At 64.5% G+C, this 18,846-nt stretch carries 15 protein-coding genes and 3 pseudogenes; 13 read left to right on the top strand and 5 right to left on the bottom strand.

Annotated elements, in window-relative coordinates:
* Positions 1-189: 189 nt before the first annotated feature.
* The 3 genes and pseudogenes from EI171_RS28025 (at position 190) to EI171_RS28015 (ending at position 2,829) form a co-directional block, all read left to right on the top strand.
* Positions 190-1,598, top strand: a pseudogene (locus EI171_RS28025) (TadE/TadG family type IV pilus assembly protein).
* 10 nt (positions 1,599-1,608) lie between these two features.
* Positions 1,609-2,166 carry a TadE/TadG family type IV pilus assembly protein gene (locus EI171_RS28020; RefSeq protein WP_011086719.1) on the top strand — a complete coding sequence of 186 codons (558 nt, stop codon included), beginning with the start codon at positions 1,609-1,611 and terminating at the stop codon, positions 2,164-2,166.
* A gap of 3 nt (positions 2,167-2,169) precedes the next feature.
* Positions 2,170-2,829 (top strand): TadE/TadG family type IV pilus assembly protein, encoded by a 660-nt coding sequence (locus tag EI171_RS28015; protein ID WP_011086720.1) that lies wholly within the window; start codon positions 2,170-2,172, stop codon positions 2,827-2,829.
* Positions 2,830-3,070: 241 nt separating this feature from the next.
* Here EI171_RS28015 and EI171_RS28010 read toward each other — a convergent pair whose 3' ends face one another.
* Positions 3,071-3,712 (bottom strand): glutathione S-transferase family protein, encoded by a 642-nt coding sequence (locus EI171_RS28010; protein WP_161535258.1) that lies wholly within the window; start codon positions 3,710-3,712, stop codon positions 3,071-3,073.
* A gap of 363 nt (positions 3,713-4,075) precedes the next feature.
* Between EI171_RS28010 and EI171_RS28005 the strand changes: the two genes are divergently transcribed.
* From EI171_RS28005 to EI171_RS27990, 4 genes and pseudogenes are all read left to right on the top strand, one after another.
* A complete protein-coding gene (locus EI171_RS28005) occupies positions 4,076-4,621 on the top strand; it encodes a hypothetical protein (protein WP_060911632.1) in 546 nt (181 codons plus the stop codon).
* 278 nt (positions 4,622-4,899) lie between these two features.
* Positions 4,900-5,367 (top strand): annotated as a pseudogene (locus EI171_RS28000) (acetoacetate decarboxylase); the annotation flags it as partial.
* 113 nt (positions 5,368-5,480) lie between these two features.
* Complete coding sequence (locus EI171_RS27995) at positions 5,481-6,497, top strand: transporter (RefSeq protein ID WP_161535257.1); 1,017 nt, start codon at positions 5,481-5,483, stop codon at positions 6,495-6,497.
* Positions 6,498-6,544: 47 nt separating this feature from the next.
* Positions 6,545-7,912, top strand: a complete 1,368-nt coding sequence (locus EI171_RS27990) for a carbohydrate porin (RefSeq protein ID WP_161535256.1) — start codon at positions 6,545-6,547, stop codon at positions 7,910-7,912.
* A 6-nt stretch (positions 7,913-7,918) separates the two neighbouring features.
* Here EI171_RS27990 and EI171_RS27985 read toward each other — a convergent pair whose 3' ends face one another.
* From EI171_RS27985 to EI171_RS27975, 3 genes are all read right to left on the bottom strand, one after another.
* Positions 7,919-9,214 (bottom strand): MFS transporter, encoded by a 1,296-nt coding sequence (locus EI171_RS27985; RefSeq protein ID WP_161535255.1) that lies wholly within the window; start codon positions 9,212-9,214, stop codon positions 7,919-7,921.
* A 112-nt stretch (positions 9,215-9,326) separates the two neighbouring features.
* Positions 9,327-10,523, bottom strand: a complete 1,197-nt coding sequence (locus EI171_RS27980; protein ID WP_161535254.1) for an acetyl-CoA C-acyltransferase — start codon at positions 10,521-10,523, stop codon at positions 9,327-9,329.
* Between the two features lie 306 nt (positions 10,524-10,829).
* Positions 10,830-11,600, bottom strand: coding sequence for an enoyl-CoA hydratase (locus EI171_RS27975; RefSeq protein WP_028170983.1), 771 nt, complete (start codon positions 11,598-11,600; stop codon positions 10,830-10,832).
* A 154-nt stretch (positions 11,601-11,754) separates the two neighbouring features.
* Here EI171_RS27975 and EI171_RS27970 point away from each other — a divergent pair, with 154 nt between their 5' ends.
* Together EI171_RS27970 and EI171_RS27965 are read left to right on the top strand one after the other, a co-directional pair.
* The gene (locus EI171_RS27970; RefSeq protein ID WP_028170984.1) at positions 11,755-12,288 is read left to right on the top strand and encodes a PaaI family thioesterase; all 534 of its coding nucleotides are present in this window, start codon (positions 11,755-11,757) and stop codon (positions 12,286-12,288) included.
* A gap of 64 nt (positions 12,289-12,352) precedes the next feature.
* Positions 12,353-12,973 (top strand): TetR/AcrR family transcriptional regulator, encoded by a 621-nt coding sequence (locus tag EI171_RS27965; RefSeq protein WP_161535253.1) that lies wholly within the window; start codon positions 12,353-12,355, stop codon positions 12,971-12,973.
* A gap of 114 nt (positions 12,974-13,087) precedes the next feature.
* On the opposite strand, the gene EI171_RS27960 is transcribed toward EI171_RS27965, so the two are convergent.
* A complete protein-coding gene (locus tag EI171_RS27960) occupies positions 13,088-13,996 on the bottom strand; it encodes a LysR family transcriptional regulator (RefSeq protein ID WP_161535252.1) in 909 nt (302 codons plus the stop codon).
* Positions 13,997-14,097: 101 nt separating this feature from the next.
* Between EI171_RS27960 and EI171_RS27955 the strand changes: the two genes are divergently transcribed.
* The 4 genes and pseudogenes from EI171_RS27955 to mmsB form a co-directional block, all read left to right on the top strand.
* On the top strand, positions 14,098-15,594 hold the full coding sequence (locus EI171_RS27955) for a CoA-acylating methylmalonate-semialdehyde dehydrogenase (protein WP_011086731.1): 1,497 nt from the start codon (positions 14,098-14,100) through the stop codon (positions 15,592-15,594).
* Between the two features lie 22 nt (positions 15,595-15,616).
* The gene (locus EI171_RS27950; protein ID WP_161535251.1) at positions 15,617-16,762 is read left to right on the top strand and encodes an isobutyryl-CoA dehydrogenase; all 1,146 of its coding nucleotides are present in this window, start codon (positions 15,617-15,619) and stop codon (positions 16,760-16,762) included.
* Complete coding sequence (locus tag EI171_RS27945) at positions 16,759-17,826, top strand: enoyl-CoA hydratase/isomerase family protein (protein ID WP_161535250.1); 1,068 nt, start codon at positions 16,759-16,761, stop codon at positions 17,824-17,826. The genes EI171_RS27950 and EI171_RS27945 overlap by 4 nt, the downstream gene beginning before the upstream one ends.
* Positions 17,827-17,847: 21 nt before the next feature.
* Positions 17,848-18,741, top strand: a pseudogene (gene mmsB / locus EI171_RS27940) (3-hydroxyisobutyrate dehydrogenase); the annotation flags it as partial.
* Between the last annotated feature and the right edge of the window lie 105 nt (positions 18,742-18,846).

Below are 18,846 nucleotides of genomic sequence, written 5' to 3'. Positions count from 1 at the left end.
ATGCCTTCTCAATATGATACATCCAACCTGTTGCAGCCCATGTTGTGGATTGCTCGTAAGTCTTGATTAAGGGAGCCCTCCGCATATTCCGCCCATGACGGCGAGCGCCGGGATCGAAACCCGGCAGTCTTTTCCGTCGATTTCAGGGGAAGGGCCGCTGCCGTAGCGACGGCAGCCAGGATGAAACTCATGCTCCGCAGCGCAATGCTTCGTTTCGCGAGAGACAGGAAGGCCAACGTCGCCATCATCTTCGCGCTGATGATGGTCCCCACGATCTTTCTACTGGGCATGGCGCTCGACTATACGCTGGCCCTGCGCAAGCGGGAGCAATTGAACGCAGCTGCCGACGCGGCCGCGATCGCGGCCGTGAGGCCGGCGATGCTGACGCAGAGCGACACCACCGTCGTCAAGGCGACCGCGGAAGCCGTCTTCGCAGCGAAGGCGAATCTTCCCGGACTGTCCGCGGTTCCGACACCGACGGTCACTATCGTCGATTCCGGTCTCGCGCGAACCATCACGGTTCCTACACCGCGCAGTCCACGAACAATTTCCCCGGCGTTCTCGGCAAGCAGACCTGGCAGGTCGCCGGTTCCGCGACGGCGAGGGCGTCGAGCGCGCCCAACATGAATTTCTATCTGCTGATGGATGACTCGCCGTCCATGGGGATCGGCGCGACCACGACCGACATCAGCAATCTCATCAAATACACCGCCCCCGCGTACCAGTCGGCAGGGGGCTCGCAGAACTGCGGCTTCGCCTGTCATGAAACCAATATCGCTCACGACGGCGGGACCAAGGATAACCTCGCGATCGCGCGACAAAGAAATATCACCTTGCGGATCGATCTCGTGACGAGTGCCGTCAACCAGTTGCTGAATAGCTGGTCGAACTGCCCGCAGTCGGGCGTTTCGGGCGGCGTCATGCAGTGCATGTCGGCGTTGAACAACACCACCTACAAAGCGGCGCTCTATACGTTCGATTTGGGTTTGAACGCACTGGCCACACTGACCACCCCGACCAGCGCCGGAACCCAGGTTTCCAACATCGCGCTGATGCCGGTCGCCTACCAGAACTGCGTCGTTGTGACGACCAACTGCAAGACCGACAATGGCACAGATATCGCCGGCGCGCTTAAAAGCCTCAACGACGTCATGCCCACTCCCGGGCTTGGGAGCAACGCGTCGGGAGATACGCCGCAGGAAGTGGTGTTCCTTGTCACCGACGGCGTGGAGGACAAGATCGTCTCGGGCGCTTCGACTTGCCCCAACGCGAGCCTCGCCTCCAACAATCGATGCCAGCAGCCGCTCGACACGACGATCTGCACGACCATCAAGAACCGGGGCATTAAGATCGCTGTCCTCTACACGGAATACTTGCAACTTAAGACCCCCAATATCCCGGTCACGAACAGCTGGTACATGAGCTGGGTGGACCCGTACAACGAGCCTACTTCCTTGACCGGGACCATCGCGCAAAAACTGCAATCATGCGCCTCGCCTGGCTTCTATGCCTCCGTCCAAACCGGTGGCGACATTTCCGACGCGCTGACGAACCTCTTCATCAAGGTGGCGTCAAGCACTGCCAGCCTCGTGCAGTAGAGCAAGCGCCATGACTGGTCCAAAGGCTACAACGAGAACGAGGCGCGGCGGTCGCTGCGCAGCTTTCGCCCGGGACAGCAGGGGTGCCACGGCCGTCGAATTCGCGCTCGTCGCCGCGCCGTTCCTCGCCCTCATCATTGCGCTCATTCAGACGTTCATCGTTTTCTTTGCGCAGGAATTGCTCGAATCCGTGGTGCGTCAATCGGCGCGCCTGGTCATGACGGGACAGGTTCAGTCCGCGCAGATGACGCAGTCCGCATTCAAGCAGAAGGTCTGCGACCAGATCGTGATCTTGTTCAACTGCAGCGGCATCATGGTGGACATGCAGGTCGCCACGTCGTGGACTTCCGCGAACACGGCCATGCCCTCCCTGACCTTCGACGCTACGGGTGCGGTCACCAACACCTGGCAGTTCAATCCCGGCGACTCCGGCGATATCGTCGTCCTCCGGGTGATGTATGTCTGGCCTGTCATGCTCGGGCCACTCGGTTTCAATCTGTCGAATCTTTCCAACGGCAACCGGCTGATCATGGCGTCCGCCGCGTTCCAGAATGAGCCAGGGAGCTGACTGATGATCGCCGGCCTGTCGTTTCGCGCACGGGACCTGTGGACCGACGCTCGCGGCGTTGCGGCGACGGAGTTCGCCATCGTGAGCCCGTTCATGCTGCTGCTCTATATCGGCGGCGTCGAGCTCGGGAACGGGTTGGCCATGAACGTCAAGGTCTCCGCGACCGCGCACAGTGTCGCGGACATGGTTTCGCAGAACACCCAGGTCACAGCGTCCCAGATGACCGGCATCCTTGCCGCTTCGACCGCCATCATGGCGCCTTATGCCGTCAAGAGCGGCAGTACCTCCCTGATGACGATCACGGTCTCCGGAGTCTCGACCGACAGCAAGGGCAATGCGACGGTGCAATGGAGCACGTCGACCAAATCGGGGGCAGCGCGAACCGTGGGTCAGCAGATGACCTTGTCCCAGTTCACCGCCACCGATCCGAAGAATCCCAACAACGCCAACATCTCGCTCATCCTGAGCGAGGTGTCCTATGACTACACGCCCAACCTCGGCTATACGATCGCCGGCACCGTGCAGCTGACCGACAGCTATTACCTGTTCCCGCGCTGCTCGACCAACAGCCCGGCCAACTCGAGCTTCCCATACTACGACGTGAAGTATCCGGCGACGACGACGTGCACATGCGTCCAGCATCTGCAGCAGAAGACCTGCTAGCGTCGCGACGCGGCGCCGGTTAACCGGGATGCAGGCGGGCAATGATGGCGTGACGCCGCTGCCCGACGTGTCAAACGTTCGATAGGTGCACGTGGCATCTGGCGCGAGGCCACAGCTTGGGCTTATCGGGCAGAAGTGGCTCGATCACGCGCCACTCGAAGTCTGCCATATCGGCTCATGCCAATCCTGAATCAGAAGACCACGCGCGTGGGAATCCCTTCTATGGATTCACGACTTGGCTCTACAACGTCGGTGATCTCTCCGCCCAGGCTTTGGTGGCTTGGCAGATTTCCATTGCTCGGGCGTAGGCGGGGCGTGTCGTCGTGCGGGCGAGATAGGCACGCTCGACTGAACCCGGGGTATAGTTGCCGGTTCGCAGACCAAGCAGGAGAGCGTAGCTCACTGAAATGTCAGCAGCGGTGAACTGGTCTCCGGCGAGAAATGGACGAGTTGCGAGACGCTGGATGACCAATCCCAGCCGGCTGTGAAAGGTCTCCAGTGCCCAGTTCGTGACCCGGGCGTTTCGCTCTGCTTCGGGCGCGAGTGCGCGACCGACGAAGACGGCGTTCATTGGCCCAGCGAGCCCAGCCTCTCCCAAATGGAGGAATTGCAGATAGGCGGCGAAAGCCGGATCATCCCGGGCGACGGCGAGCGGGCTCGGGCCGTGGCGGGCAAGCAGGTATTCGAGGATCGCGATCGATTCGACCATGATCATGTCGCCGTCCTGTAGCGCCGGGATAAAGCCGGCGGGGTTGATCGCGAGGAAATCGGGATCATTCTCGACCGCGAGCAGATCGACCGGGCGCAGCCGATAAGCCACTCCCAATTCCTCGAGCAGCCAAACGACACGGAACCCACGACCTTCGCCATAGACAGTGAGCATGATTGAGCGTCCTTACGCTGGCTTTAGTGCCTAAATTCGCGGGAGCGAGATTTCCACTCTGACACGATATGTACAAGGCTCGTCGAATACTCCTGCGCAACGCCTTCGGCGTCGCCGGCGGTCGCGACCTCCCGCTTCCAGCGCAACGCGAAGCTGGTCGCTTGTCGCAAGCGCTGGGAGTGTCAAAGGCGGACGTTCGTACTCTGCGAGTTAATCATTTCGGTCGCAACGTGTGGCTTATGCGGATTGAAGAGAGCGGTCCGCAAATGCTGCCATTTTCTGCCGCCCTTTAGGCCCATTTCAGCCAAACTGTTATCAGTTGCTCATCGACCGGGGCGGGACCTTCCAATTCGGAGTCCTGCAATGTTCAAGCCGGTTCTTTCTGCGTGTCTTTTTGTTGCCGTCAGTTCTATTGCTTCGGAAGCACGACCCAACCGCATTGCTCAAGCGCCCGAATGCAATGTCATCATGCCCTGCGACTTCTCGTCTTCGCAAACGCGCCGCGAGCGCGTTTCCAAGTACTCATCACAGGCGCCCCATTCAAGACAACTCACAATGGTCGCCGCTGGCAACGCCGTTGCGGCGGCGAATGTCCCTGGCGATCGGATCGTCGGCGGTCGACCGGCCGGTTGCCCGTCGTCCTTCTGTGGTTGCGGCGCGGCCCTGCGCGTGTTTGGTCGTATGGTGCCGGAATTGAATCTCGCGGCTAACTGGCTACGTTTTCCGCGCACATCGCCAGCGCCGGGAATGGTGGCGGCACGACGCGGCCACGTGTTCGTCCTGGAGCAGCACCTCGGGGGAGACATCTGGATGGCGTATGACGCCAACTCGGGCGGACACGCAACAAGAATGCACGCGCGTTCCTTGCGGGGGTATACGGTCGTCAACCCGCGCGTCGCGACGCTTTGAGCAAGGCTTCCTGCATCAATGTCGGGCAGGGCATCGGCGACTTGTGTATCCCGCCATGATCACATCATGCCGGTGTCTTGCCCGACGAGTCAAATCGCCTTGCGGACACGTAAGTCATTGATCCGCCGTGCCTCGGCTACTGTGCATGGGGTTGTTTTCGCGGTTTTTGTTTGCGCCCCCGCTCCAGTGCCCCTTACGCGCTCTCCGTCTCCCGGTGGACGTCGTGCACCACCAGCCCCATGCCTTGCTCGGGCATCTTGATCCAGTCGCGCCGCTTCGCCGCGGGCCGCGAGATCTGGGGCTTTCCCAAGAAATACGCCCGTCCCAAGCTCGAGATCGTCAAGGACACGCTGACGGGCACGCTGGAATATGCCGGCCAGCTCGTCGCCATGGGCACGATGGGCTACAAGCACGAGAGCATGGCCGGCAACAGCGATCTCACCCGCGCGACGCTGTCGAAGACGCAGGTGAATCTGAAGATGATCCCGGGCGTCGACGGCCGTCTCGAAGTCTGCCAGCTCGTCGCGATCAACCTCACCGATATCGTGCCGAAGGGCTCCTGGATGGGGCCCGGACGTCTTCACCTGGTGCCGCACGTCAATGCGCCGGTTGCCGATTTCCCGGTTCGTCGCGTCGTCGGCGCGCATCACTACACCGCCGATCTGACGTTGCCGTTCGGCCGCGTCGTGCACGACTATATCAGGGAAGTCGAGGCGGCGGCCGCGACGGGGCTGGCCGCGGAGTAGGGCGGCGCCATCATCAAACTGTAACAAAGGCGTAATTGAGTACCCGCGTGGATCCGGAAGATGCCGTCAGCCATCTTCCGGAGACGGGGCATTTGTTGACGGTTGGGGCTACCATGGCTGAGCCGGCAAAGCTTGTCAGCGCGATATCGGGGGCTGAGCCTGTCATTCCGGGCCTCGTCTGGGCGTTCCGCCTGCACAGCGACGGCAGCGCCGAGGCGCTGCCGATCGACCGGCCGATCGAGTTCAGCCATGACGGCCGGCTCTGGCTGCATTTCAACCTGACCGATGCGCGGGCGCGGCCGTGGATTGCGGCATCGACGCTGCCGCCGCTTGCGCGCGAGCTGCTGCTGTCCAACGACACGTTCCAGCAGCTCCATGTCATCGACCACTGCGTCTACGGCGTGTTCTCCGACCTCGTGCGCGACATCGACAGCGCCACGGAGGAGACCGCGTTCCTGCGCTTCGCCATGACCGAGCACCTGCTGGTCAGCGGCCGCCATCAGGCGCTGTGCTCGGCGGATGCGACGCGCCGGGTGCTCGAAGGCGGCTACCGCGTCGACAACGTCGCCCATCTCCTGGAAAAGATCGTGGACGAGGTCGCCGACACGCTTGATCGGATGGCCGACAAGCTCGGGCAGGAGATCGACGGCATCGAGGAACGCATCCTCGCCGACGATGCCAAGCCGGAGATGCGCCGCAATCTCGGCCGGCTGCGCCGCACCTGCGTCAGGCTGCATCGTCAGCTCACCGGCCTGCGCGTGCTGTTTCACCGGCTCGACCAGAAGAACACGGACCATCTCTCGCCGGGCTTGCGGATCCACGCCGGCAAGCTGGCGCAGCGGCTCGATGGTCTCGATCACGACATCGTCGAGCTGCGCGAGCGCAGCCGGCTGCTCGAGGAGGAGCTGCGCTTCAAGAACGAGGAGGAGAGCAACCACCACCTCCACACGCTCTCCATCGTGACGACGCTGCTGCTGCCGCCGACGCTGATCACCGGCATCTTCGGCATGAACACCAAGGGCCTGCCGCTCACCGACGTCGAGACCGGATTCCTCTGGGCGGCGGCGCTGATGGCCTCGTCGGTCGGCGCGGCCTATTTGTTCATGCGGCGCACGGGCATTTTCAAGTAGCGTACCCAACCGTGAACGCGATTGCCGATAGCTCTCTGCTGCGAAGCATGGCTGCAATTGCGCTGGCGTGCACCTTGGCGAGCACGAGCGCGCGCGCCGGCGCCAAGGACGAAAGCGCGGCGGAATGGCTGGCGCCAAAATGGTCCAACGAATGGCATGACGGGCTCGCCAACAAGGGCCTGAATTTCGGCGCCACCTACATCGCCGACAACATCGGCAATGTGTCCGGCGGTGTTGGGCGCGGCGCGATCCATTTCGGCCGCCTCGATCTCTCGGTCGATGCCGATCTGGACAAGCTCGTCGGCTGGAGCGGCGGCCGCTTCTACGCCAACGCCTTCGTGATCTACGGCCGCGGGCTCTCGCGCAACTACGTGCAGAACCTCGCCACCATCAGCGAGATCGAGGCGCTGCCGGACCAGCGGCTCTACAACGCCTATTTCGAGCAGAGCTTCTTTGGCGACAGGCTGAACATCAGGGCCGGCCAGCAGGCCGCGGATGTGGAGTTCTTCGACAGCCAGACCGACGACCTCTTCATCAACGGCACCTTCGGCTGGCCGGCGATCAAGGCCTCCAACCTTCCGGCCGGCGGCCCGGCCCCGCCGATCGCGGTGCCCGGCATTCGCGTCAAGGCCGCGTTGACGGACCAGATCACCGCCTATGCTGCGGTGTTCAACGGCGATCCGTCCGGGCCGGGCGATGCCGATCCACAGATTCGCGACCATCACGGCCTCGCGTTCCGCGTCAACGATCCGCCCTGGGTGATCGGGCAGGTCCGCTTCAACTACGACATCGATATCGGGGGCCGCCCGCTCGCCGGCAATTTTACGCCGGGCGCCTGGAAGCACTATGGCTCGTTCGACAGCCAGCGGTTTACCGCGGAGGGACTGTCGATCGCCGATCCCTCCGGAAGCGGCGTTCCGGCGAAGCTCCGCGGCAACTACGGCATCTTCGCGGTGATCGAGCAGGTGCTCTACCGCCCGCCGGAGGTGAAGGACAACACCACCTCCGCTTCGATCCCGGGCGTCACCGCGTTCGGCCGCATCGCCTACAGCCCGCCGGATCGCAATCTGATCGACCTCTATCTCGACGGCGGCATCGGCTTCGTCGGCTTCACGCCAGGCCATCCGCTCGACCGCTTCGGCGTGGCGATGGCCTATATGCGGATTTCGAACACGGCCCGCACGCTCGATCTCGATACGCAGGCCTTCACCGGCGTGCAGAGCCCGGTGCGCAGCAACGAGACCCTGATCGAGATGATCTACGAGGCGCATATCAAGCCGGGCTGGCTGGTGGCGCCGTATTTCCAGTACGTGTTCCGCCCCTCGGGCGGCGTCCCCATTCCGAACGATCCGAGCGGGACTTCGCGGATCGGTGACGCCGCAGTCTTCGGCGTCACCACCACGATCCGGTACTAGGGCAGCTTACGCCATTGCGGGTTGCGTCTTCGGCTTCGGCTGCCGCGACAGCGCCAGCACGATCAGCGAGGCGAACACGCAGAGCGCGCCGGCGATGAAGAAGGCGGGCAGGTAGCTCTGGAGCAGCGTCCGCGACAGGCCCGCTCCGAAGGCCGCGGTGCCGGCGCCGAGCTGATGCCCGGCGAAGATCCAGCCGAACACCAGATTGGCGCGCTCTGGGCCGAACTTCTGCGCGGTGAGGCGCACCGTCGGCGGCACGGTGGCGATCCAGTCGAGGCCGTAGAACATCGCGAAGATCGACAGGCCGTAGAACGAGAAATCGCTGAAGGGCAGGAAGATCAGCGAGAGACCGCGCAGGCCGTAGTACCAGAACAGGAGCCAGCGATTGTCGTAACGGTCCGACAGCCAGCCCGAGAAGATGGTGCCGAAGAAGTCGAAGATACCCATCGCAGCCAGCAGGCTTGCGGCCTGCACCTGCGGGATGCCGAAATCGAGGCACATCGGGATCAGGTGGACCTGGACGAGGCCGTTGGTCGAGGCGCCGCAGACGAAGAAGGTCGCAAACAGGATCCAGAACGCGCTCGACTTCGAGGCGTCGCGCAGCGTGCCGAGCGCCACCGCCGTGATCGAGCCGTGGTTGACGGGCGGCGCGGGCAGGGGCTCGCTGCCCTCGTCACCGAACGGGCGCAGGCCCAGATCGCTCGGACGGTCGCGCATCGCGAGCAGGACCGCGAGTGCGGAAACGCCGAGCATGATGCAGACGAAGCCGAGCGCCAGCCGCCAGCCGAAGCGTTCGGTGAGGCTTGCGAGCAGCGGCAGGAACACGAGCTGACCGGTGGCGACGCTCGCGGTCATGATGCCGACGACGAGGCCGCGCCGCGCCGCGAACCAGCGCGTGGCGATGGTCGCGCCGAGCACCAGCGCGGTCATCCCGGTGCCGATACCGATCACGACGCCCCACAGGGCTATGAGCTGCCAGACCTCGGTCATGCCGAGCGATGCGACCAGCGCCGAGACCACGATCAGCTGCGCCGTGAGCGTGACGTTGCGCAGGCCGTAGCGGTTGAGCAGGGCGGCGGCGAACGGCGCCATCAGCCCGAACAGGATGAAGCGGATCGACAGCGCGGAAGAGATCTCCGCCGTGCTCCAGCCGAACTCCTTCTGCAGGGGAACGATGAACACGCCGGGCGCACCGACCGTGCCGGCGCTGATCAGCGCGGCCAGGAAGGTCACGCCGACCATCACCCAGCCGTAGTGGATATTGCGGCGGCTGAGCCTTGCCGCGAGCCAGTTCGAGATCATTGGGCCTCAATCATGGTTGGCGGTCCCTCCCGGGACTCGCGTCATCGTTATAATCTGGCATATTCGTCGGAAGTCTAAAATGTCAGACTTCCCTCAATTTCGGACATCACGACTAGTGCGTCAGCCGCTCCACCGCGATGGCCGTGGCTTCGCCGCCACCGATGCAGAGCGCGGCGACGCCGCGCTTGAGGTTCTGGGCCTCGAGCGCATGCAGCAGCGTCACGATCAGCCGCGCGCCGGTGGCGCCAATCGGATGGCCGAGCGCGCAGGCGCCGCCGTTGATGTTCAGCTTGTCGCGGGGAATGCCGAGATCGCGCTGCGCCGCCATCGCCACCACGGCGAAAGCCTCGTTGATCTCGAACAGGTCGACGTCACCGGCGCTCCAGCCGATCTTGTCGAGCAGCTTGCGGATCGCAGGGATCGGCGCCGTGGTGAACCATTGCGGCTCCTGGCTGTGGGTGGCGTGGCCCTTGATCACGGCAAGCGCCGGAAGGCCGTTGCGATCGGCCAGCGACCGCTTCGTCAGCACCAGCGCGGCGGCACCGTCGGCATTGGCGGAGGAGGCGGCCGGCGTGATCGTGCCATTGGCGCGGAACGCCGGCTTCAGTCCGGGAATCTTGGCCGGATCGACCTTCAGCGGATGCTCGTCATTGGCGACGACGCGTGGGCCAGCCTTCTCGGTCAGCGTGATCGGCGCGATCTCGGCCTTGAACGCGCCGCCCTCGACCGCCCTGCGGGCGCGGCTGAGCGTCTCCATCGCATAGGCGTCCTGGTCCTTGCGGGTGAACTGGTAGGCCTCTGCCGTGGCCTCGCCGAAATCGCCCATGGATCGGCCGGTCTCGTAGGCGTCCTCCAGCCCGTCCATCATCATGTGGTCGATGATGCGGTCATGGCCGACGCGATAGCCTCCGCGTGCCTTGGCGAGAAGATAGGGCGCGTTGCTCATGCTCTCCATGCCGCCGGAGACGACGATCTCGGCGGAGCCGGCGCGGATGATGTCGTGCGCCAGCATGGTCGCCTTCATGCCGGAGCCGCAGACCTTGTTGACCGTGGTGGCGCCGGTCGCATCGGGCAGGCCGGCCGCACGGGCAGCCTGGCGTGCCGGGGCCTGGCCTTGTCCTGCGGGCAGCACGCAGCCCATGAAGACCTCATCGACCTTCTCAGGCGCGAGCTTGGCGCGCTCCAGCGCAGCGCCGATCACATGCGATCCAAGCTTATGCGCGGCCAGCGGCGACAATTCGCCCATGAAGCGGCCGAGCGGGGTACGGGCGGCGGAGACGATGACGACGGGATCGGCGGCTTCGGCCATGACGGGACTCCCTGCGATGACGGTTGAGTAAGATTATGCTCATCATATGATGCGGCGCAAAAAATGCAACCGCGGCTGGGATGAGAAAATCTTGTGGTTCGCATGAGATTTCCTCCTGCGATCGGAGGAGGGGCTGTGACTCTAGGAACGAAAGCGCTCCCCCAATGACGATGTCTGCCCCGCGAAGGCGAGGGCATCCAGAACGCCGCGGCTTCTCGGCTCAATCACCGCAGCCTCTGGAATACTGGATCTCCCGCCGCGCGGGCGATGACAGCGTCATGCGGAACGAAGCACCCCGTCCAGCGCTTACCGCTTCCTGTTCACGAACGCCTGCATCAGGCGCGTCGGCTCGTCGGTCAGGAACGACTCGCCGAACACCTTGACGCTGAGGTTCACCGACTCCGTCAGCGGCAGTTCCTCCCATTGCCGTAGCAGCGCCTTTTGCGACCGCAACGCCTCGGGGCCGCATTCGAGCAGCGCCTTCACCGTGTGCTCGACGGCTGCATCCAGCCCGCCCTCGGGTGCGACCTTGTCGACCAGGCCCCAAGCGAGCGCCGTGGCTGCGTCGATGTTCTCTGCCGTCATCACCAGCCAGCGCGCGCGGGCCCAGCCGATCAGGCGCGGCAACAGCGCGGCGTGGATCACCGAGGGAATGCCGACGCGGACCTCCGGCATGCCGAAATGCGCATCATGCGCGGCGATGCGGAAGTCGCACGCGGCCGCCACCTCGAGCCCGCCGCCGAGGCACCAGCCGGGCATGCGCGCGATCACGGGGGCGGGGAACTGGCGCACGGCCTCGCAGAGATCGCGCAGGCGGCTGATGAAGGCTTCGGCCGATGCCTGCTCGAGCTTGGCCATCTCCTTGATGTCGGCGCCGCCGATCATGCTCTTCTCGCTCTGGCCGCGCAGCACCACGACGCGGATGCTGCGATCGGAGGCGAGCTGTTGCAGGCCTTCGCGCACCGCGTCGGTGACGGGCGAGCCGAGGATGTTGAGCGAGCCGGCGTTGCAGATCGCGACGTGAACGACGCCGCGCGCATCGCGCGTCACGCCGCAGTGGTTGTTGAGCATTTCCATCGTGGGATCTCGACGTTTGTTGGACGTGCGCGGGCGCACCGGTCGGGGTCACTTCCGGGCCGAAACGCGTTGCTTGTCAAGCGGGCCGGGGAGACGGAGTTGCCAGCGCGAAGTTCGTGGCATAGTATGATGTATGTCATACAAAGAGGCTGCCATGACCGACATCGATCAACTCGACCTGTTTTCGCCCACGCAGCGGCGCGAGCGTGTGGTGGACTGGCAGGTCCCTGCGCCGGTCGCGAAAGCGGCGATGGGCCTGTCGGGCATGGACGCCATGCTGGGCATTCGCGACGGCCGGCTGCCGCCGCCGCCCTTCGCAAAGCTGATCGGCTTCACCATGGCGGTGGTCGAGCCGGGCCGGATCGTGATGCAATTGGAGCCGCGCGAGGATCTCGAAAATACCATCGGCCTCCTGCATGGCGCGACGGCCGCGGCGCTGATCGACACCGCCATGGGATGCGCCATTTCGACCCGGCTGGAGGCCGGGCAGTCGTCCGTGACCCTCGATCTGAAAATGACGTTCCTGCGTCCGCTGTCGGTCCGGTCCGGGCTGATCACGGCCGAAGGCAAGATCATCAAGCTGGGACGGCAGACCAGCTACACCGAGGGGTTCGTCCGCGACGGCAAGGGGGCGCTCGCAGTCCATGCAACTGCAACCTTTTCCATGATTGGCAATATCTTAACATGAATTAATTCACCGTCCGGTCCATTCTTGTGTTATGAAATGATCTCCGACATTCAATGAGACCCGCATGCGCTATTCCCGGGAACACAAGCAGGAAACCCACGACCGCATCGTGAAGAAGGCCTCCGTGCGGCTGCGCGAAAAGGGTGCGCACGGCATCGGCGTCGCCGACCTCATGAAGGAGGCGGGCCTGACCCATGGCGGCTTCTACGCGCATTTCGATTCCCGCGAGGCGCTGGTGATCGAGGCCTTTGCCTACGCCATGGACCGCTCGATGGAGCACTGGCGCAAGATCAGTGGCGAGGTTTCTCCCGAGAAACGGCTGGCGCTGATCGCGGAGACCTATCTCTCCGCGCTGCATCGCGACAATCCCGGCCATGGCTGCTCGATTCCCGCGCTGGGCGCCGAGATCGCCCGCGAGAGCCCGAAGACGCGAAAGGCCTTCGCCGGCAAGCTCAACGAGATGATCGAGATGATGACCGACTACATCCCGAACCTGCCGCGCAAGGCCGCGCGCAAGCAGGCGATCGCGACGCTGGCGACGATGGCCGGCACCATGCTGCTGGCGCGCATCGCCGGCTCCAGCGAACTGTCGGACGAGGTGCTGAAGGCGGGCAGGGACAGCGCGCTGGATGGTGCGAAGCGTGAGCCGAAGGTGGCGGCGGTGAAGAAGGCGAAGCAGAGTTAGGCCGAGATGCCGTAGGGTGGGCAAAGGCGCTCTTACGCCGTGCCCACCGTCTCTCCGTGATCGTAGTTGGCATGGTGGGCACGCTTCGCTTTGCCCACCCTACGGGATCGGTGCTTACCGCCCCGCAAACAACGCCCGCTCGCGCTCCACGATCTCACCGATGTAGTCCGCCACGGCCCTGATCCGGGCGAGGTCCTTGCTGTCGGCGTGCATCAGCATCCAGAACGTCCGCGTGATCGAGATCTCCTCCGGCAGCACCGCGACGAGGTGCGGATAGTCGCTCGCCATGAAATGCGGCAGCACCGCGATGCCAAAGCCCGAGAGCGTGGCGTTGAGCTGTGCGATCAGATTGGCGCTGCGGAAGCGTGCGGAAATCCGCGGCGACACCTGCGGCAGATAGTCGAGCTCCGGCGTGAACAGGAGCTCCTCGATGTAGCCGACAAAGCGGTGCTGCGGCAGCACCTCGCGCGAGACGATCGGCGGGAAGCGGTCGAGATAGGCGGGGGCGGCATAGAGCCCGAGGCGGTAGTCGAGCAGCTTGCGGCCGACGATGCGGCCCTCCTTCGGCATGGTCAGGCTGATCGCGATGTCGGCCTCGCGCTTGGAGAGACTGAACAGCCGCGCAGTAGCCACAAGTTGCAGATCGAGATCGGGATACCGGTCCGCGAAGGGCGCCAGCCGCGGCGCCAGGAAGGCGGTACCGAAGCCATCGGGCGCACCGATCCGCACCGTTCCGGTCAGCCGCGCCACGGAGCCGCCGACCTGCTCCTGGTTGGCGACGATGGTCGATTCCATCGCTTCCGCGCTGTCGGCGACGCGCTGGCCGGCCTCGGTGAGGAGATAGCCGGTCTTGCGCCGGTCAAACAGCTTGGCCGAGAGGTGCTTTTCCAGCCTGTCGACGCGGCGGATCACGGTGGCATGGTCGACGCCGAGCTGTTTTGCCGCAGCCGAAACCGAGCCGCCCCGCACGATGGCCAGCACGAAGCGAAAGTCGTCCCAGTCGATGCTACCTTGATCCAGCATTTTCGCACATCTATGGTGCAATATATCAGACTTGAATCCTATAAAATGCAGGTCGATAGGATTTGTCAAAGCGAACAGGCTGGCCTGAAGGAGATATTTCCATGCGTTCAATCGGACATTTCATCGGCGGCAAGGAGGTCAAAGGTACCTCGGGCCGCACCGCCGACGTTTTCGAGCCGATGACCGGTGACGTCCAAGCCAAGGTGGCGCTGGCGTCCAAGGCCGAGGTCCGCGCTGCCGTGGAGAACGCCCGCGCCGCGCAGCCGGAATGGGCCGCGACCAACCCGCAGCGCCGCGCCCGCGTCATGATGAAATTCGTCGAGCTGGTCCAGCGCGACTACGACAAGCTCGCCGAGCTGCTGGCGCGTGAGCACGGCAAGACCGTGCCGGACGCCAAGGGCGACATCCAGCGCGGCCTCGAGGTCGCCGAGTTCGCCTGCGGCATCCCGCATCTGATGAAGGGTGAGTACACCGAAGGCGCCGGCCCCGGCATCGACATCTATTCGATGCGCCAGGCGCTCGGCGTCGTCGCCGGCATCACGCCGTTCAATTTCCCGGCGATGATCCCGATGTGGAAGTTCGCGCCCGCGATCGCCTGCGGCAATGCCTTCATCCTCAAGCCCTCCGAGCGCGATCCCGGCGTGCCGATGCTGCTTGCCGAACTGATGATGGAAGCGGGCCTGCCAGCCGGCATCCTCAACGTCGTCAACGGCGACAAGGAAGCGGTCGACGCCATCCTCGACGACCCTGATATCAAGGCCGTCGGATTCGTCGGCTCCACGCCGATCGCGCAGTACATCTATGAGCGCGCCGCGCAGACCGGCAAGCGCTGCCAGTGCTTCGGCGGCGCCAAGAACCACGCCATCATCATGCCCGACGCCGACATGGACCAAGCGGTCGATGCGCTGATCGGCGCCGGCTACGGCTCGGCCGGCGAGCGCTGCATGGCCGTCTCCGTCGCGGTGCCCGTCGGCAAGCCCACCGCCGACCGCCTGATGGAAAAGCTGATCCCGCGCGTCGAGTCCTTGAAGATCGGCACCTCGATCGATCCGTCGGCCGATTACGGTCCGCTGGTGACGCGCGAGGCGGTCGAGAAGGTCAAGGGCTACATCGACATCGGCATCAAGGAAGGCGCGACGCTCGCCGTCGACGGCCGCGGCTTCAAGATGCAGGGCTACGAGAAGGGCTTCTATCTCGGCGGTTCGCTGTTCGACAACGTCACCAAGGACATGCGGATCTACAAGGAAGAGATCTTCGGCCCGGTGCTCTCGGTGGTGCGCGCGCACGACTACAAGGAAGCACTGGCGCTGCCGTCCGAGCATGACTACGGCAACGGCGTTGCGATCTTCACCCGCGACGGCGACGCGGCGCGCGACTTCGCGGCCAAGGTCAATGTCGGCATGGTCGGCATCAACGTGCCGATCCCGGTGCCGATTGCCTATTACACCTTCGGCGGCTGGAAGAAGTCCGGCTTCGGCGATCTCAACCAGCACGGCCCGGACTCGGTCCGCTTCTACACCAAGACCAAGACGGTGACCTCGCGCTGGCCGTCCGGCGTCAAGGAAGGCGCGGAGTTCTCGATCCCGCTGATGAAGTGATCCTCTCAAGAGCGAGGCACCCATGCAGTTCGCTCTGAACGAGGATCAGATCGCGGTTCGCGACATGGCGTTGGCGTTTGCGGCGGAAAAGATCGCGCCGCACGCGCTGCGCTGGGACGAGGAGAAGCATTTCCCCGTCGACGTGATGCGCGAGGCGGCGACGCTCGGCATGGGCGGTATCTACATCCGCGAGGATGTCGGTGGCTCCGGTATGACCAGGTTCGACGCGGCGCTGATCTTCGAGGCGCTGGCGACGGGCTGTCCGACCACGTCGGCCTTCATCTCCATCCACAACATGGCGTCCTGGATGATCGATGCCTACGGCAGCGACACCCAGCGCCACAAATGGCTGCCGAAGCTCTGCACCATGGAGCTGATCGCGAGCTACTGCCTGACCGAGCCGGGCGCCGGCTCCGATGCGGCGGCGCTGCGCACCCGCGCGGTGCGCGATGGCGACCATTATGTGCTCAACGGCCAGAAGCAGTTCATCTCGGGCGCCGGCGGCACCGACCTTTTGGTCGCGATGGTCAGGACCGGCGGCGACGGCCCCGGCGGCATCTCGACGCTCGTCATTGACGGCAACACACCGGGAGTCTCCTTCGGTGCCAACGAGCGCAAGATGGGCTGGAATGCGCAGCCGACCCGCGCCGTCATGTTCGAGAACGCCCGCGTGCCGGTCGCCAACCGGCTGAGCGAGGAGGGCGTCGGCTTCAAGATCGCGATGGCCGGCCTCGATGGCGGCCGTCTCAACATCACGGCATGCTCGCTCGGTGGCGCGCAGACCGCGCTCGACAAGGCGCGCAACTACATGAAGGAGCGCAAGGCGTTTGGAAAACGCCTCGACGAATTCCAGGCGCTGCAATTCCGCCTTGCCGACATGGCGATTGAGCTCGAGGCCGCGCGCACGTTCCTGTGGCGGGCCGCAGCGGCGCTCGACCGCAAGGATCCTGACGCCACCATGCTCTGCGCGATGGCCAAGCGCTTCGGCACCGATGTCGGCTTCGAGGTCGCCAACCAGGCGCTCCAGCTTCACGGCGGCTATGGCTACCTCAGCGAATACGGCATCGAGAAGATCGTGCGCGATCTGCGCGTGCACCAGATCCTCGAAGGCACCAATGAAATCATGCGGCTCATCGTGGCGCGCAAACTGATCGAGGGCGCGCGATGACGGCAGCGGAAGAGGGCGATCTGGTCGCCCGCGTCGAGGGATCGGCCGGCGTCATCAGGCTCAACCGTCCCAAGGCCATCAATGCCGTGACGCTCGAGATGTTTCGCGACATCGAGACCGCGCTCGACCGCTTCGAGACCGATCCGGCCGTCGCCGTGATCGTGCTGGAGGGCGCCGGCGAGCGCGGCCTGTGTGCCGGCGGCGACATCCGCACGCTCTGGGAAAGCTCGAAGGTTCATGGCGACCTTGGCAAGATCCTGTGGCGCGAGGAATATATCCTCAACGCCCGGATCAAGAGGTTCCCAAAGCCCTATGTCGCCTTCATGGACGGCATCGTGATGGGCGGCGGCGTCGGGCTCTCCGCGCATGCGAGCCACCGCGTCGTCACCGATCGCACCAAACTCGCGATGCCCGAGGTCGGGCTCGGCTTCTTCCCGGACGTCGGCGGCACTTATCTGTTGTCGCGCTCGCCGGGCGAGATCGGCACCTATTTCGGCCTGACCGGCCAGACCATGAACGGGCCGGACGCGATCCACGCGAAGTTCGCCGATTGGGTGGTGCCGGCGGCGAAATGGCCGGAGCTGCGGGATGCGCTGACGAAGCTGCGCTCCGGTGCAACCGCGGCCGAGGTCGGCAAGCTCATCAACGGCTTTGCGACCGGCGAGACCGCCGGGCCGGTCGCGGCAAAGGAGCCGATGATCGATGCGCTGTTCGGCTTCGACCGGATGGAGGACATCGTCGCCGCGCTCAAGCGCGACGGTTCCGAATTCGCTCTGGCGACACTGAAGACGCTTGGCGAAAAATCGCCGCGCGGCATGGTGGTGACGCTGAAGCTGCTGCGGCTGGCACGCGCCGCGTCGAGCCTGGAAGAATGTCTGGTGCGCGAATATCGCGCCGCGCTGGAGGTCTTCCGCAGCGACGATTTCCGCGAGGGCGTACGCGCCGCCGTGATCGACAAGGACCGCAATCCGATCTGGTCGCCGCCGCGGATCGAGGATGTGACGCCGGAATTGCTTGCGCCGTATCTCGCCGAGATTGGCGCCGACGAACTCAAGTTCAACTAACAACAGTCTCAAGCGGAGGAAACGACAATGGCCACGATCGCATTCATCGGTCTCGGCAACATGGGCGGCCCGATGGCGGCCAATCTGGTCAAGGCCGGCCACAAGGTCGTCGCGTTCGACCTCGTCGAGGCCTCGCGCGCGCAAGCCAAGGCCGATGGCGCCGGCATTGCCGACAGCGCATCGGGCGCAGTGAAGGGCGCCGATGTCGTCGTCACCATGCTGCCGGCCGGCAAGCATGTGCTCGGCGTCTGGAACGAGGTCGTCCCTGTCATGACCAAGGGCGCGCTGATCATTGACTCCTCCACCATCGACGTCGAGAGCGCGCGGCAGGCACACGCGCTGGCCGCCAAGAACGGCGTGCTTTCGGTGGATGCGCCGGTGTCCGGCGGTACCGGCGGCGCCAAGGGGGCGACGCTCACCTTCATGTGCGGCGGCGAGGACAAGGCGTTCGCCGCGGCAAAGCCCGTGCTCGAAAACATGGGCAAGAAGATCGTGCATTGCGGCGGCGCCGGCGCCGGCCAGGCGGCCAAGATCTGCAACAACATGATCCTCGGCATTTCCATGATCGCTGTGAGCGAGGCCTTCGCGCTGGGTGAGAAGCTCGGCCTCTCGCATCAGGCGCTGTTCGACGTCGCCTCGACCTCGTCGGGCCAGTGCTGGTCGCTGACGACCTATTGTCCGGTTCCGGGCCCGGTGCCGACCTCTCCGGCGAACAACGACTACAAGCCGGGTTTCGCCTCGGCACTGATGGTGAAGGACCTGACCCTGGCGCAGGATGCCGCCAAGGCCGCCGGCGCGGCGACGCCGCTCGGCCAGCATGCGCAGGAGATTTACCAGGCCTTCGACAAGGCGGGGCACGGCGGGGTGGATTTTTCCGGAATTATCAAGCACGTTCGCGGCCTCGCTGGAAAATAGCGAGGCTTTGCCCGTAGCCCGGATGGAGCGAATCGAAATCCGGGACAGCTTCTGCCAATTGCGTAGCCGGCCCCGGATTGCGATTCGCTCCATCCGGGCATCAGC

It is taken from the genome of Bradyrhizobium sp. LCT2 (assembly GCF_009931255.1).
GTDB lineage: Bacteria > Pseudomonadota > Alphaproteobacteria > Rhizobiales > Xanthobacteraceae > Bradyrhizobium > Bradyrhizobium diazoefficiens.
The sequence above is the reverse complement of the archived record's forward strand: the minus strand, read 5'-3'. Positions and strand labels throughout refer to the sequence as shown.